Source organism: Fictibacillus sp. B-59209, from assembly GCF_036216745.1.
GTDB lineage: Bacteria > Bacillota > Bacilli > Bacillales > Fictibacillaceae > Fictibacillus_C > Fictibacillus_C marinisediminis.
In genome coordinates, this window is sequence record NZ_JARMMC010000020.1 from 55,452 (window position 1) to 69,973 (window position 14,522).

Genomic DNA, 14,522 nt, shown 5'->3' on the forward strand with positions numbered 1-14,522 from the left:
TACTGGGTAGAATTTCATGCATTTTTTTCCTCTTGGTGCTCTTCCCAAAGAATCATCCACGTTTATCAAACGATATACCTATGAAGTATTTACCCCAATAAAATCAAAATTAATCGTAGGAATATTCGAAATTTTGAAGAATACATAAGTAATCTCTTTATTTGAAGCAAAAAGGCAGCAGCAGAGCACTCTAGGTCTTTTGTTGCTGAGTTTTATACATTTTTTAAGAGGGAGGACAATTTGCCATGGCTGCTGATCATCAGAAAGTCATTCTTCTTTCGGATTATATAAGAAGGAAACGAATAAAAGAGCGTAAAGAAGCAGGTCCTGCCCGCCTGCTTCTCCGTCTTACACTTCTGTTTATTACGGCTAGCATCCTTATTTTCGGTGTATTCATGTGGCAGGATTTTAAACACACAACCCTATTATCACATAACCCGGACGAAATCTTTCAGTTGCTGAAGAATCAGAATGCGGAGGCGCTGACACCCGCTGTTAAAGAAAAGATCACCTTATTGGCTTCTGAAATTAATGGATTGGAATATTTGGCTGTATTTTCAGAAAAACAAGGAACAGAAAGATCGGAAAAACGCCCTCCTGATTATGTTTTCTCGACTGCTGGAAAGGAAGTAAATGATACACTCGGAATGGGCAACGGCAAATGGCACATCGAATATAAATTCAAACAAGAAAAAAGCAAACTATTTTGGAACAGTTTCTTGGTTGTATTTATCTTTCTGTCCTTTGCTCTCTTTATTTCCTGGATGGTAATCGGCTTTAAATATCCTAAAGGTATGGCAATGACAAACCGTATGATGTATATCAAATAGTATAAAAGCGGCAGGCCGATATGGCTGCCGCTTTGTTTATTGAAATTATTAATTTTTTTGAAAACTTTTTACCGCCTCCTGGACAGACGAGAAGGTTGTCAGTGAAGATAAAGTATTTTCATTGAAGGTGCCAAACCTGATAAATCCAGGATCAAGTAGTCTGCACGGCTGATATTTATGGAGGATATGACTGTTTCTGTGATTTTTTCAAATCGCTCATCTGTTAAATTTCCGTTAAGCGGTAGAATGAACGTATTTTCAGTAATGGGAACTAGCGGAGTCGACAAACTGTCAATCTCCTTTAACGTAGTTTCCAGCCGATCCTGATACTCTTCTTGCTTTGTGATGTCTTTTTGAATCCCAATAAAATAGTATTTGGCTTCATCTTCTGAAATAGCATCCTTAATAGCCTTTACCTTACTCCGGTCTGTCTCGTCACCTTGCAGAAAGCGGCAGTTCTTACCTATAACTTCCTCGTGCGTATAACCAGACATTGAAAGAAACCCATCATTGACATAAACAATATCTGTTAAAGAAGGATCTGTAATCGTGATGCCTGCTCTAGTAAAATCGAGGGCACGTTCAAGGAGTGTAATCTTGTCTTTAAAGAGGTATGGTGTTTGTTTCATAACAACTTCTCCCTTCCGTGAGCAAGGCTCCAATGGGTTAGTTGCCATTATATCAATAATTGGCTGCGTTTCATAAACTTTCCCCTTATACATTGCTTGCTTTGATAAAATCCGACACGAAAAATGAATTATTTCCCGGAAAATGTTAAGAGCTGGCGAACAGATGCAAAATCATTTTCGTTTTATTTATCGTATAATAAAGAAAAGGAGTGATTTACAATGAGCAAAAGCAAAGCAAGAAAACAAAGAGAACGACTAATAAGGGACGGAAGAAGAAATCCTTTGGACAATCGCGGTATCTATGCACTCAAAGATATGAGGACGAGAAAAACTAAAACAAAATGGGAAAAATTGAATCAGCAGAAACATAAAGGCCTCTTATCAGATCTTCAAAATCCTGATAAGAGGCCTTTATGCGTATATATGCGCATGAATTCTATCTCATCAAATAAAGAATAGCAGCAGCAGCGCTCGGTAATCCAAATAACAAAATATGAAACGAATAATCACTTCTGCATTCTTTCCATTTTTTCTTTCTTGGATGTTTCTTAATCATTTTTCCGTCAAGAAAGAGACAGAGCATAATGCCTGATAACAAAAAGGCTCCAAATCCTACTGGTCCTGCAATTTCTAATAAAAATATCCATCGATCCGTAAACCAGGCAAATAATATAATGATGGCAGCTACTGCAACACCCGCAAACAGACAATTCCTCATTCCTTAACCCCCATTATGAATGATAAAGCATCGCTTCCAACTAAGTTAGTAAACGTTTAAACTTTACCAAAAAGGCCGAAATCGCCGTATCCCATAAAAAGGAAAACCGTACAAGCCGTATCCTGGAAACACTCCGCCTGATAAAATCGGAAAACGGCTGTCCGTCATTTCGTCACTTCTTAACGGCATTACCATATACATATTGCCATTGTCATAGGTGTGAAGCCTGCCATGATAAATCTTGCCATCGATCATTTCAAGCTCAATATGTTGTCCAACAAAATGCTGGCATAATAGATAATAATGATGATGGGAACCTTCTTTTCCTACTGATGGAGCAGATGGCATCGAATATTCTGTTGCTTTTATATCTTTGTCTATGTTCAAAATTACTCCTCCTTTGTCCATACATCTTATTCCACCCCAACTAAAGTGCATCATTGTTCACCTATCTTCCCACAAAATAGGTGCTGAAGGTTTTTTGCACATAAAAAATTGCCGGGTATTTTAAAATACCCGGCAATCAAAACAAAACTATAAAATTAGCTTTCCAGCACATCAATTACTTTTCGCGCTACACTGAGGCTGGATTGGGGATTCTGGCCTGTTACAAGCTTGCCATCCACAACCGCAAAGTCTGTCCAGTTGTCGCCATTCACAAATTCAGCTCCAAGTTCACGCAACCTTGTTTCCAAAAGAAATGGAACTTCTTCCGTCAGTTTCATTTCTCTCTCTTCAGAATCGGTAAACGCTGATACTTTTTTCCCTTTAACAATAGGCGTTCCGTCTTCATAGGCTGCTGTCACGAGCCCTGTTGGACCGTGGCAAACGGAGCCAATTACTTTACCGTCTTGTGCGAATTGGGAAACAACCACTTGAAGATCCCTGCTGTTCGGAAAATCAAAAACGGTACCATGCCCGCCTGGAAGATAAATTGCATCAAAACCGTGTGCGTCTTCCCTTGTTAGAGCTGGTGTATCCTTCAGCAGCGATTTCGCTTCTTCAAAATCTCCATTATCTCCTTCAAGGCTGTTAGGATCGAGAGGCACTTCTCCGCCTTCAATGCTGACTACCTTAATATTGTATCCTTGTTTTTTGAATTCATTGTAAGGAACTGCGAACTCTTCAAGCCATAGTCCAGTTTTATGATCACCGATTTTATCATGGCTCGTCACAACGATTAATACTTTTTTAGCAGACAATTGCTTCACTCCTTTTGAAAGTATGTTTTAAAAGATACTTACTTTTTCTTTTTATTTCAATGAATATGCTTGTTCTCTCCTGCACCCGTAGTTATTCCTTTTCCTTCATAAAAATAAACGTCGATCCATGAGGAAAGACGTTGCTAAGCCTTTATTTTACTGTTGATGGTATTGCCGCAGTGTGAGACGTATCATTTAGAAAATGAATAATTCGTTTGGCTGTACCCCCATTTTAAAGAAAGAACGAAGTAAGCAGTGTATAACTCCTCCATGAGCAACAATTGCAATTCGCTGTTCACTGCATTCAGTCAATATTTTGGAAAAGATACTTTCCGCCCTCATTCGAAATTCGATGGCTGATTCTCCTTTTTCAAACCTTTCATACATGGTTTTAGGGATAAAATACTTTTTTTCTTCCTCAAATGGCACTCCTGCGAGCACTCCATTATCATACTCACGAAGCTTCAAAATTTAATGGTGCACCAGCTGCTTTTGACAAAATGGATGCTGTTTCCGATGCCCTGCAAAGCGTACTTGCGTATATGACATCCGGTCTATAGTCTTCAGTCACCCGTTTTGCCATCAGACGTGCTTGCTTTCTGCCCAAGCCTGTAAGGGGATAATCCGCCCTTCCTTCATGAACATTCAGGATATCAGCTTCTGATTGCCCATGCCTTATTAATAAAATCTGCATAACCACTCACCTCCATATTTTGTACAGACTGATTATTATTCCACTTTCCAACGATGAATCCTTCTTCTTTAGATGCCAGGCACCACATCCACCCGTCCAAGCCTCTGTCCCCCACACCGCATACCATAATTCATAACACTTTGAATGAGGTAAATGGATGAAATTTAATTTTGGCAACGGGAAAACGGATGCGAAAAAACACAGTACGTTTCAAAAGAAGCTTTCAATCAACAAGGAAGTTGACCTGAACAGCCCAAGTGATTTTCTGCCAGCCAGTGAAGAGGTTCCGCTCCTTTACGTGCAATTTACCCAGCTCTCCAAAGGGGATAAGGTAGAAATAACGGCATCAGCCGGCTGGACGGCTGGCTTCCCGTGCGAACCAGCCACCATCACACTGACCGTCAGGCGCAATCAAGAGGTTGTTGTGGCACAGAACTCTCAGACGACTCAGGACCTTCAGCAGCAGAACACGGCGACCGTTACTGGATCGGAGGAATTAACCGAAAACCTGGAGGTTGCCCGGTATACCTTGTATGCTTCAACAGAGCAAGCCGGCAGAATACGGATGAGCGGTTCCTTCAAACTTCTTGCTATCGTAAGGCTCGCTAATTAAAAATAGACCAGGCATGGGTGCCTGGCCTATTTTTATTTCCTTTCAAGTGCATATAGATCATCTTCCACAGCAGCCAGTCTGTCTCTTACGACATTCTGTGAATCTCTGACTCCCTGATTATAAAAATGAGGTCCGATCTGCTTCGCGAAAAAATCAAGAAAATTTTCTGCTGCGATGATTCCTATTTCCTCCCCGCGCTCATCGTAAAAAAACTGCTGAATATCTCGGATGGCCTGATCCTTTTGTTCTTGTTTCCAGTTGATTAACATCTTCCGCCTCCCTCTCAAATCGTAGTCCTTTTGATTGTATCACTCTTTTTAGAGGACATAAAAAAAGCCGGTTTTCAATAGCCGGCTTCACTTTATCAACTATTTTTAGCGACTTGGATCATATCTTTCAACTTCACTTTACCGCCGTAATGCATCACACCATGCACATAAATGCGCCCTGCAATCCGGTTGATAATCCATAATGAAACAAGAAGTATTCCGATTGTAATACTGATCTCCATCGCTCCCGCTTCTCCCGCTACAATTCTTGAAAATGTAACGATTGGTGAGAAGAAAGGAATGTACGAGCTTACAACAACAAGTGTAGTGGAGGGATCGAACAATGAGCGCATACCGATAAAGAATGCTCCCATGATCAGGATAATGATCGGAAACTGAGATGAGCCCAAGTCTTCTGTCCTGCTTACCATTGACCCGACTGCCGCATAAAGCATGGCGTACAATAAATACCCCAGTACAAAATATGCAATGAAAGCTGTAATGACGCCCGGTGTTAAATTCGATAGATCGATAGCTGCACCGAAAATCGACAATTGATCGGCATCAAGCCAGCCTGCCAAGTAAGCAATTCCGCCAGCTACTCCGATAAACGCAATCTGAACAATTGCACCTGTCAGGATAGCGGCAATTTTGGCATACATCATCATGATCGGCTTTACTTTTGGAATCATGATTTCCATGACGCGCGAGGATTTTTCCGCTGCGATGGCCGTTGCAATCATCTGGCCGAACCCCATGATAAATATGTACATAAAGAATACAAAGAGATAAACAATTCCAAACGTGTTGCTCGTATCCTTTAATACTTCATCCTTCACTTGTACTGTTGCCAGCAAAGAAGAAGCCGTTTCTGCATTAATTTTATTTTTGGTGATCGTATTCGATATATATGCTTGTTGCAATGCCTGAGATACGACAGGAACAACTTCATTATTCGGGAAGTTTTTATAAATATAGGTCAAACCTGGTACACCTTTTTGATCTTTAACTATTAAAACTCCATCCAGATCTCCTTGCTCTACCTTCTTTCTTAAGCTTTTCCCCTGGCTTTGGCCGGCTTCATTCAGCTTTGTTTCTTCTAGCGTTTTATTTAATGCCTGAATATTAATCTCGTTGCTCGTTTCATTGATCAGCGAGATCTTATCCTTATTGCCGCTATCAGAGCTGTTTGCCCAGTTGGAGTAGCCAAGAAAAGCCAGAATGGCCACAAAGATGATGGCTGTTGATATTTTGAAAGCCCTGGAAGTCAGGTTTTCTTTTAAATGAAATTTATATACGGTTGAAAACTTTTTCATCTTATCTCACCTTTTCCAGGAAGATTTCATTCAGTGTAGGTTCGAGCATTTTAAAATATCGAATGGGAACGTTCGCCTGATGTAGCCGGTTAAACAGTTCGAAGGCTTCTGAATCATCCTTTACCTTTACAAGCAAGTCGTTCATCTTCTTCTCGTAGGAAACCTTCCATGCCTTCAGCTTCTCTTCCATATCTTCATGATTAAACAGCGTGAGATTGCGGTATCCGTAGTTCTGTTTAATCTCGCTAAGCCTGCCGTGTATAACCGCTTGCCCATCTTTCATCAGACAAACATTTTCACAGAATGATTCAATCTGCTCCATACGATGCGAGGAAAGGATCACTGTTTTTTTCTTTTTCACCTGTTCTTCTATAATCGCAGACAGCATATTCGCATTAACAGGATCGAGACCACTGAACGGCTCATCCAGTATCAAAAGCTCCGGATCATGAATAAGTGTGGCGATCAGCTGTATTTTTTGCTGATTTCCTTTGGAAAGATCGGAAGCCTTTTTATCTTTGTGTTCCGGAATTTGCAGTTTTTCAAGCCAATAATCGATAGCTTTATTGGCGCTTTGTCTGTCCATCCCCTCAAGCTCTGCAAAATATCGAAGCTGATCAGAAACTTTGCTTTTTTGATAGAGTCCTCTTTCTTCCGGCAAGTAGCCGATCGAAACTTGGCTGCGGTCGAGCAGGCTGCCTTTCCACAGAATCTCCCCCTGATCAGGTACGAGAAGGCCGAGAATCATTTTAATGGTTGTCGTCTTACCCGCACCATTTCTTCCTAAAAGCCCAAGTACTTCCCCGGCCGGCAAAGTAAGTGAAAGATTAGACACTGCCTTTGTATGCCCAAAAGATTTATGCAGATACTGCAGCTCCAATGCCAAGCTAAAAACCCCCTTATGTAGTACAAAAAGTTACCATCCTAGCATATTAATAAAATATCTTTTATATTTTCTCACACAAAAATGGAAATATCAAACAGTCAAAAACTATAAAAAAGAAGCCCTTATCCCCATAGGACAGGCCTCTCGCATACGATAAAACACCAGCTAGTTGTTCGGAAAAATACTCCTTTATAAGGGCAACTGCAAAATATATTGAATGCCAATATTGCCAGCCCTTCTTTGTCCTCTGTCCTCAAAGCCCGTTTTAAAATACAGCTGCTGTGCGGCAATGTTCTTTTTGTTTACCGCCAGCACGAGCTCATCGCAAAATGGAAAATGGACGGAGGCAAAGCCAGGTAGGGCCAGCATCGCACGTTTTGCTACCCGTTTCCCCTGGTATTCCGGATGAACAGAAAGTGCACGGATGAAAAGGGCGTTCGGATTTTCTGTAAAGGGGGTGATGCCCGGTCCATGATGGAGCACAAAAAAACCGGCGGGCTTCCCCTCGTACAAAATGACCACCGGATGTCTGCTCTGGTCTTCTTCGCAGACCTTTAATGCCGTTAACGGAAGTGCCGTAAATCGCAGCTGCTCTTTTGGAAGTTCAAATGTACTCAACTCCTGATTATGCTCAGGCTGATAGAAAGACAGGCTGACTTCAGCAGACATTTGTATCCCCACCTTTTTCAATCAAATCAATGCCTTGTGCAGCTTCAATCATTACCCAGTTCCTTCAAAACTTGGCTCAAATGAGCAAAAGTACGGCCATCTTTAACAGGAAAAGCATAACCCGAAGAAACGATCGCGGCTGAAACCATTGGCTGAATTCCACTGACATATACCTCAGTCCCCAGTAATTGAAGAGCTGCAATCAGCTGTGTAAGTTCCGATACAAGGCTGTCATTTATCGAATATACAGCGGTTAAATCAATGATTAAATGTTCAATCCTTAATTCAGAACAGCGGTTTAATGTGTAATCAGTCAGCAAAAATATCTGGTCATTTCCAACTGTCGGCTGCATCGGAAGGACACCGATCCGATCCATGACAGGAATAATATTGGAAGAAAGCTCTTTAATGATCTGCCCCAGTTCCCTTTCCTTTAGAACCTGGCTGGTCACCTCAATGAACTCCACATAAGCTCCGATGATCGTATCACCATCTTTTAAAATTCTTGTTTTGGCTGTAAAGATTCGGTTTTCTCCATTCCAAATATATTCAAAACGGCTTTTTTCATATTCCTCTCTGTTTTCCAGTGACAGCGAAAGAAACCTGCGATAGCCATCAATTCGGCTTAAAAATTCATCAATATGTACACCTAGGGCATCTTCTCTATTTATGTTTAACATTTCTTCACATTTTTTGTTTACAAAAACGGTTTTATAATCCTTGTCAATCATATAAATTCCATTATCGCTTCGATCAAGAGCTTGCTGCAGCATTTTTGCGTAATTCCTTTCTTCTTCTTGCATTTTCCTTAATTATTGTCCAAATCTCGTTATTTGTCTATAAACAAAGGGAGCTAGACAAATATGAAAAAGGAAGCAGCCTCATTAAAGGCTGCTTCACTTTATTTAGCTATTGTAAACTGTTCTTCTTCTGTTGAACCTTTAAGTGCTGTAGTAGAGGAAAGCCCGCCGGAGACAGCTTGTGCCACTTCATCAAAGTAACCTGTGCCTACTTCACGCTGATGACGAGTTGCCGTGTATCCATTTTTTTCATTTGCAAACTCCCTCTGCTGAAGCTCTGAATAGGCGGCCATTCCTCTAGTTTTATATTCTTTTGCCAGTTCGAACATGCTATGGTTAAGAGTATGGAATCCTGCAAGAGTAACAAACTGGAACTTGTAACCCATCGATGCAATCTGCTGCTGGAAGGTAGCAATCGTCTCATCATCCAGCTTCTTTTTCCAGTTGAAAGACGGAGAGCAGTTATAGGCTAGCATTTTACCAGGAAAACGCTCGTGGATGGCATCGGCAAATCTCTGTGCTTCTTCAAGATTTGGTTCCGATGTCTCGCACCAGATGAGGTCTGCATACGGAGCGTAAGCAAGCCCTCTGGCAATCGCCTGGTCGATCCCTGCATTCGTTCTGTAAAACCCTTCAGTAGTCCTGTCCCCGGTTAAAAAATGATGGTCATAAGGATCCACATCGCTCGTGATTAAATTAGCGGCATTGGCATCCGTACGTGCGATTAAGATGGTATCCACTCCCATCACATCTGCTGCCAGCCTGGCGGAAACCAGATGGCGCACCGCCTGCTGTGTCGGAAGGAGCACTTTACCGCCAAGGTGACCGCACTTCTTTTCCGAAGAAAGCTGGTCTTCAAAATGAACCCCTGAGGCTCCTGCTTCAATCATCGCTTTCATCATCTCAAAAACGTTAAGCGCTCCGCCAAATCCTGCCTCGGCATCCGCGACAATTGGAACAAACCAGTCGATGTCGGTTTTTCCTTCGGAGCATTCAATCTGATCTGCACGCTGCAGCGCCTGGTTAATCTTTTTCACGACATTAGGTACACTGTTTGCAGGGTAAAGGCTTTGGTCAGGATACATATGTCCGGAAAGGTTGGCATCGGCCGCCACTTGCCAGCCGCTTAAGTAGATCGCCTTAAGCCCCGCCTTCACTTGCTGAACTGCCTGATTTCCCGTCAGTGCTCCAAGCGCATGAACATAATTTTCGTCTTGGAGTGATTTCCATAGCCGTTCTGCTCCTCTTTTGGCCAGGGTATGTTCAATTTGAACCGAGCCTCTCAGTTTGGCAACATCTTCTGCCGTATACGTCCTCTCGATTCCTTCCCACCGTTTTTCTTTCCAATTCTCATTAATTTGTGCTGCCGTATCTTTTTGATTCATTCTATTTCACTCCTTATTTAATATGGGTATAACCAGGCAATGTTAAAAATTCGATGAACTCATCTTGTCTAACCAGCTGCTCAAAGAGAGTAATGGCTTCTTCAAACCGGCCATCTTCCCATTGCTGCTCATTCAGTGTTGTTTTGATTTTCTGAACTTCTTCTTCCGTCACTTGTCCCACAAGCTCAAGGGTTACCTGTCTGCCATCTTCCAGGACGCCTTGCGTATGGCGGATCCATTGCCAGACTTGAGCTCTGGAAATCTCAGCTGTAGCCGCATCCTCCATCAGATGGTTAAGCGGTACTGCTCCGCGGCCTGTAAGCCATGCAGCAATGTATTGTATTCCTACAGAGATATTGGTCCTCAGGCCGTTTTCAGTAATCGGCCCGATCGTAGGCTGCAAAAGATCCTCAGCTGTTACTACAACGTCATTCCGCTGTTTCTCCAATTGATTCGCCGAAGGCATCAGACGGTCAAATACTTCAAGGACGACCGGCACTAATCCGGGATGGGCTACCCAGCTGCCGTCATGCCCGTCAGCCGCTTCTCTTTCTTTGTCTGTTTTTACTTTTTGCAGTGCTTCTTCATTGGCTTCGGGATTGTTTTTGATCGGAATCTGTGCCGCCATTCCCCCGATGGCATGAGCACCTCTTTTATGGCAGACCTTAATGACAAACTGTGTATACGCTCTCATAAAAGGCACCGTCATCGTGACGTGTGCTCGGTCGGGCAGCAGATAGGACGTATGATTCTTAAGCTTTTTGATGTAGCTGAAAATATAGTCCCAGCGTCCGCAATTTAATCCCGCGCTGTGTTCCTGTAATTCATAAAGAATCTCTTCCGCTTCAAAGGTCGCTAGGATGGTTTCAATCAAAACAGTTGCTTTGACCGTCCCTTGAGGAATTCCCATTTCCTCTTGGGCAAAGACAAACACTTCGTTCCAAAGTCTGGCTTCCAGATGCCCCTCAAGCTTCGGCAGATAAAAGTAGGGGCCGGAGCCTTTTTCGATCAGCGCTTTAGCATTATGAAAAAAATAAAGTCCAAAATCTACTAAACTGCCAGACATTGGCTCTCCTTTATACGACAGATGCTTCTCCTCAAGATGCCAGCCCCTGGGCCGTACAACGAGAGTCGCTGTTTTCTCATGCAGGCGGTACTCTTTTCCCTGCGGAGAAGTATACTCCAGCTCTCCCCGAATCGCATCCCGCAAATACACCTGTCCGAGCAGACTGTTTTCCCACGTCGGAGAGTTGGCATCTTCAAAATCTGCCATGAAGACCTTGGCTCCTGAGTTCAAAGCATTGATGACCATCTTTGCATCACCAGCTGGACCGGTAATTTCTACTCTTCGATCCTGCAAATCATCAGGCACATCTGCAACAGACCAATTGCTTTCCCGTATTTTCTTTGTTTCAGGCAAAAAATCTGGAAGCTCACCTTGATCTATTTTTTTCTGTCTGTTTACTCTGTTCTGCAAGAGCTGCAATCTTGCATTCTGAAAACGATCATGAAGCTTTTCAAGAAAAGCCATGGCTTCTGCTGACAGTATTTCATGGTCCACATCTCCCTGTACTGCAACAGTTTGTGTTTTAGATGTTACTACCGAATTATCCATGTGTTAACCTCCTGTTCAGTCAATGATTCCGTTTCCATTACAGCGCTTGCAGCAGACACATCCTTCGCCCATGCAATCCGGGCAGTTTCCATTTTGATGCATTCCTGATCCGTTGCACTCTAAGCATGTTTCTTCACCATTCCCATGGCAGCTGGCACAATTCATCACGATTTCTCCTCCTTATTACGAGATGGGGTTTCTGTTATAAAACAGATATTTATCTTGTAAAATAATATATAACAGTTGAGATGATTTGTGCAACACATTTTTTAAATAAAAATAAAAATAGGTCCTCTGTTCTATAACAGAGGACCTTACTAAGGACGATTCTACTGAAAGTCTGCAAATATTTAGTTATCAAACTCTTAAGTTTTGCTAAAGCCGAAGATTGATTTTCGTTCGTAACGGACATCGCATACTGTTGCTTGAAAGAGGCCCTCAAGTCTTTTACTTACAAACACCGAAGGAGGGGATAGCTGGCTCTTTTTTGAGCCAGCTGATTTGTGAAACAAATGAAAAGCCTGAAAAGCAGACAGGGATCAGCGAGCTGATCCCTGTCTGCTTTTCAAATGGCTATTCAATTCCCTTTCACCCTAATAAAACCTCATTGTCTAATTTAGTTTTTCTTAAAACTCGTCCGGATCTGGGCCGTTTCGAAGATCTTTATTCAATGAATCAATCTGCTCCATGTCTTCCATGCTTAATTCAAAATCAAAGATATCGGCATTTTCCTTAATACGGTTTTCATTCACTGATTTAGGAATGGTAATTACTCCATTCTGAAGATCCCAGCGGAGAATAACCTGTGCTACCGTTTTATTATGCTTTTCTGCCAATGCCATCAGGATCGGCTCATCAAAGATTTCACCCTTTAACAGCGGTCTCCATGCTTCCAGCTGGATTTGATGATCTTTGCAGAAAGCCAACAGTTCTTTTTGTGTAAGGCGGGGATGGTACTCCACTTGATTGACCATCGGTTTAATCTCACAGTCTTTCATAAGGTCTTCCAGATGGTGAATTTTAAAATTACAAACACCAATCGCTTTTGTCTTACCCTCTTTATAAAGCGTTTCTAATGCTTTCCACGTCTCTTTATACTTGCCAGACACCGGCCAATGAACAAGGAACAGGTCTGCGTAATCCATATCAAGCTTTTTCAGGCTCTCTTTAAATGAGCGCAGCGTCTCCTCATATCCCTGTTCTGTATTCCAGACCTTGGTCGTAATAAAAAGCTCTTCACGCGGGACATCCACCTGTTTAACAGCCTCTCCTACACCTTCTTCATTTTTATAGAACGAAGCTGTATCGATGCTTCTGTAGCCGGCGGCGACCGCATGTTTAATTGCGTTAATAACCTCTTGGCCTTCTTCTGCTTTATATACCCCAAGACCCAGCCATGGCATCTTTAAACCGTTTTGTAATACAGCTGTATCAGAAATACTTTTTATCATATGTACCGCCTCCTTGTTTGTATGGTACCACTTGGCTGGAGAAAATGAAAAAAAGTGCTAAGAAAAAAGCCCTCCAGGGAGATTGAGGGATTTTAAGAGTTAACAAAAATCTTGCGGAGAAGTCTGAATAATGAAATAGGATCGATTAATTGAAGTTTAGCTCAAATATGTTGAGTTCGGCTCAATTAATCAAAAATAAGCTCAATATCGACAAAATCGCTCTTTAGACCGAAGCAAGTTCCTTAGCTTTATTCAATTCAAATTCCTTCTTGATGCCAGCCAGTACTTCACCGTTCGTGAGCAGCTGAAAACCGGTCAAAGCGAGCGCTTTTGCACCGAGAATAAGCGCCTGATCGCCCTGCTCTGACTTTGCCGCCTCCCTGAACTCATCCGTATGTCCGACTATGTGATCAGGGCCGATTTGAAGATAGGGATGGATGGTTGGCACTGCCTGGCTGATGTTACCGGCATCAGTCGAACCAAGTCCGCATCGGTGTGAGGTATCTACTTCTGCACCCAGACTCTCCAGCTGTTCTTGAAACACTTTATCAAACGATCGATTTAATAAAAGGTTATCCACCTGATTCTGAAAAGCAATAACATTAAGCTCTGCGCCTGTTGCAAGGGCAGCACCTTCTGCGATGGCTTTTACTTTTTTCGTTGTCTCATTCAGTTTTGCTCTTGTGGAAGCACGAATGTAAAAACGGGCCTTCGCATATTCAGGCACAATATTAGGAGCGTCTCCCCCGTGTGTAATGATGCCATGAATTTTCACATCGTCCGCCACATGCTGGCGCAGTGCGTTAATCCCGACAAACAACTGAATAACTGCATCAAGTGCATTGATTCCCTTTTCCGGTGCCGCAGCCGCATGAGCGGGCTTTCCGATGTATTCAAAATCCAGCGGATCAACCGCAAGCGATGTCCCGGTAATGCGGTTAGCGTTACCTGGATGGAACATTAACGCAGCATCAATGCCGTCCAGCAAACCGTGTTTCACAAAACTTCCCTTCGCACTTCCGTTCTCTCCGCCTTCTTCAGCAGGCGTTCCAAAAACAGCTACTTCTCCTCCGATCTCATCGATAACGGAAGCAAGAGCGATGGCCGCTGCCACACTTGATGTACCGATGATATTATGGCCGCATGCATGACCGATGCCGGGAAGGGCATCATATTCTGCTAAAAAGGCAACGGATGGCCCATCTAGAATAGAACGCTTACGGGCAACAAATGCCGTTTCGTGACCGGCCACTCCGCGTTCTACCTGAAACCCCTCTTTTTCGAGCAGCGATGCCAGCAGGCTGGATGCAAACACTTCTTCATTTCCGATTTCTGGATTATCATGGATCTCGTGAGAAGTTTGAATGTAAGCCGCTTGGTTTACATCAATGTTCGTACGGATTTGTTCCTGGATTTCTCCGGCAGTTCTGCTGATTACAGTCATG

The 14,522-nt window shown here is 42.7% G+C and carries 16 protein-coding genes and 1 pseudogene; 2 read left to right on the plus strand and 15 right to left on the minus strand.

Features of this window, described 5'->3' with window-relative positions; genetic code table 11:
• Positions 1-245: 245 nt before the first annotated feature.
• The gene (locus P4361_RS16675; protein ID WP_328090146.1) at positions 246-830 is read left to right on the plus strand and encodes a hypothetical protein; all 585 of its coding nucleotides are present in this window, start codon (positions 246-248) and stop codon (positions 828-830) included.
• A gap of 98 nt (positions 831-928) precedes the next feature.
• Here the strand turns inward: P4361_RS16675 and P4361_RS16680 are convergent, their stop codons facing one another.
• The 5 genes and pseudogenes from P4361_RS16680 to P4361_RS16705 form a co-directional block, all read right to left on the minus strand.
• A complete protein-coding gene (locus P4361_RS16680; RefSeq protein WP_328090147.1) occupies positions 929-1,459 on the minus strand; it encodes a PAS domain-containing protein in 531 nt (176 codons plus the stop codon).
• 436 nt (positions 1,460-1,895) lie between these two features.
• The gene (locus P4361_RS16690; RefSeq protein WP_053355367.1) at positions 1,896-2,177 is read right to left on the minus strand and encodes a DUF5316 family protein; all 282 of its coding nucleotides are present in this window, start codon (positions 2,175-2,177) and stop codon (positions 1,896-1,898) included.
• Between the two features lie 63 nt (positions 2,178-2,240).
• Complete coding sequence (locus P4361_RS16695; protein WP_328090149.1) at positions 2,241-2,564, minus strand: hypothetical protein; 324 nt, start codon at positions 2,562-2,564, stop codon at positions 2,241-2,243.
• A gap of 155 nt (positions 2,565-2,719) precedes the next feature.
• Positions 2,720-3,379 (minus strand): type 1 glutamine amidotransferase domain-containing protein, encoded by a 660-nt coding sequence (locus P4361_RS16700; RefSeq protein WP_053355369.1) that lies wholly within the window; start codon positions 3,377-3,379, stop codon positions 2,720-2,722.
• 195 nt (positions 3,380-3,574) lie between these two features.
• A pseudogene (locus P4361_RS16705) lies at positions 3,575-4,073 on the minus strand (histidine phosphatase family protein).
• A 157-nt stretch (positions 4,074-4,230) separates the two neighbouring features.
• On the opposite strand from P4361_RS16705, the gene P4361_RS16710 reads away from it, so the two are divergent.
• Positions 4,231-4,686 carry a hypothetical protein gene (locus tag P4361_RS16710; protein WP_248251786.1) on the plus strand — a complete coding sequence of 152 codons (456 nt, stop codon included), beginning with the start codon at positions 4,231-4,233 and terminating at the stop codon, positions 4,684-4,686.
• A 32-nt stretch (positions 4,687-4,718) separates the two neighbouring features.
• On the opposite strand, the gene P4361_RS16715 is transcribed toward P4361_RS16710, so the two are convergent.
• From P4361_RS16715 to P4361_RS16760, 10 genes are all read right to left on the minus strand, one after another.
• A complete protein-coding gene (locus P4361_RS16715; protein WP_248251785.1) occupies positions 4,719-4,955 on the minus strand; it encodes a DUF2164 domain-containing protein in 237 nt (78 codons plus the stop codon).
• A gap of 95 nt (positions 4,956-5,050) precedes the next feature.
• A complete protein-coding gene (locus P4361_RS16720; protein ID WP_328090150.1) occupies positions 5,051-6,271 on the minus strand; it encodes an ABC transporter permease in 1,221 nt (406 codons plus the stop codon).
• Between the two features lies 1 nt (position 6,272).
• Positions 6,273-7,157 (minus strand): ABC transporter ATP-binding protein, encoded by an 885-nt coding sequence (locus P4361_RS16725; RefSeq protein ID WP_256226517.1) that lies wholly within the window; start codon positions 7,155-7,157, stop codon positions 6,273-6,275.
• Between the two features lie 189 nt (positions 7,158-7,346).
• Positions 7,347-7,826 (minus strand): GNAT family N-acetyltransferase, encoded by a 480-nt coding sequence (locus P4361_RS16730; RefSeq protein WP_062236253.1) that lies wholly within the window; start codon positions 7,824-7,826, stop codon positions 7,347-7,349.
• Positions 7,827-7,870: 44 nt separating this feature from the next.
• Positions 7,871-8,629 carry a PAS domain-containing protein gene (locus P4361_RS16735; protein WP_328090151.1) on the minus strand — a complete coding sequence of 253 codons (759 nt, stop codon included), beginning with the start codon at positions 8,627-8,629 and terminating at the stop codon, positions 7,871-7,873.
• Between the two features lie 98 nt (positions 8,630-8,727).
• The gene (gene aceA, locus P4361_RS16740; RefSeq protein WP_053355376.1) at positions 8,728-10,011 is read right to left on the minus strand and encodes an isocitrate lyase; all 1,284 of its coding nucleotides are present in this window, start codon (positions 10,009-10,011) and stop codon (positions 8,728-8,730) included.
• 13 nt (positions 10,012-10,024) lie between these two features.
• A complete protein-coding gene (aceB, locus tag P4361_RS16745; protein WP_328090152.1) occupies positions 10,025-11,626 on the minus strand; it encodes a malate synthase A in 1,602 nt (533 codons plus the stop codon).
• 15 nt (positions 11,627-11,641) lie between these two features.
• Positions 11,642-11,794, minus strand: coding sequence for a hypothetical protein (locus tag P4361_RS16750; protein WP_156316247.1), 153 nt, complete (start codon positions 11,792-11,794; stop codon positions 11,642-11,644).
• A gap of 458 nt (positions 11,795-12,252) precedes the next feature.
• A complete protein-coding gene (locus P4361_RS16755; protein WP_328090153.1) occupies positions 12,253-13,077 on the minus strand; it encodes an aldo/keto reductase in 825 nt (274 codons plus the stop codon).
• A 223-nt stretch (positions 13,078-13,300) separates the two neighbouring features.
• Positions 13,301-14,521: a M20 family metallopeptidase gene (locus P4361_RS16760; protein ID WP_328090154.1), complete on the minus strand. Its 1,221-nt coding sequence runs from the start codon at positions 14,519-14,521 to the stop codon at positions 13,301-13,303.
• Position 14,522 lies beyond the last annotated feature (1 nt).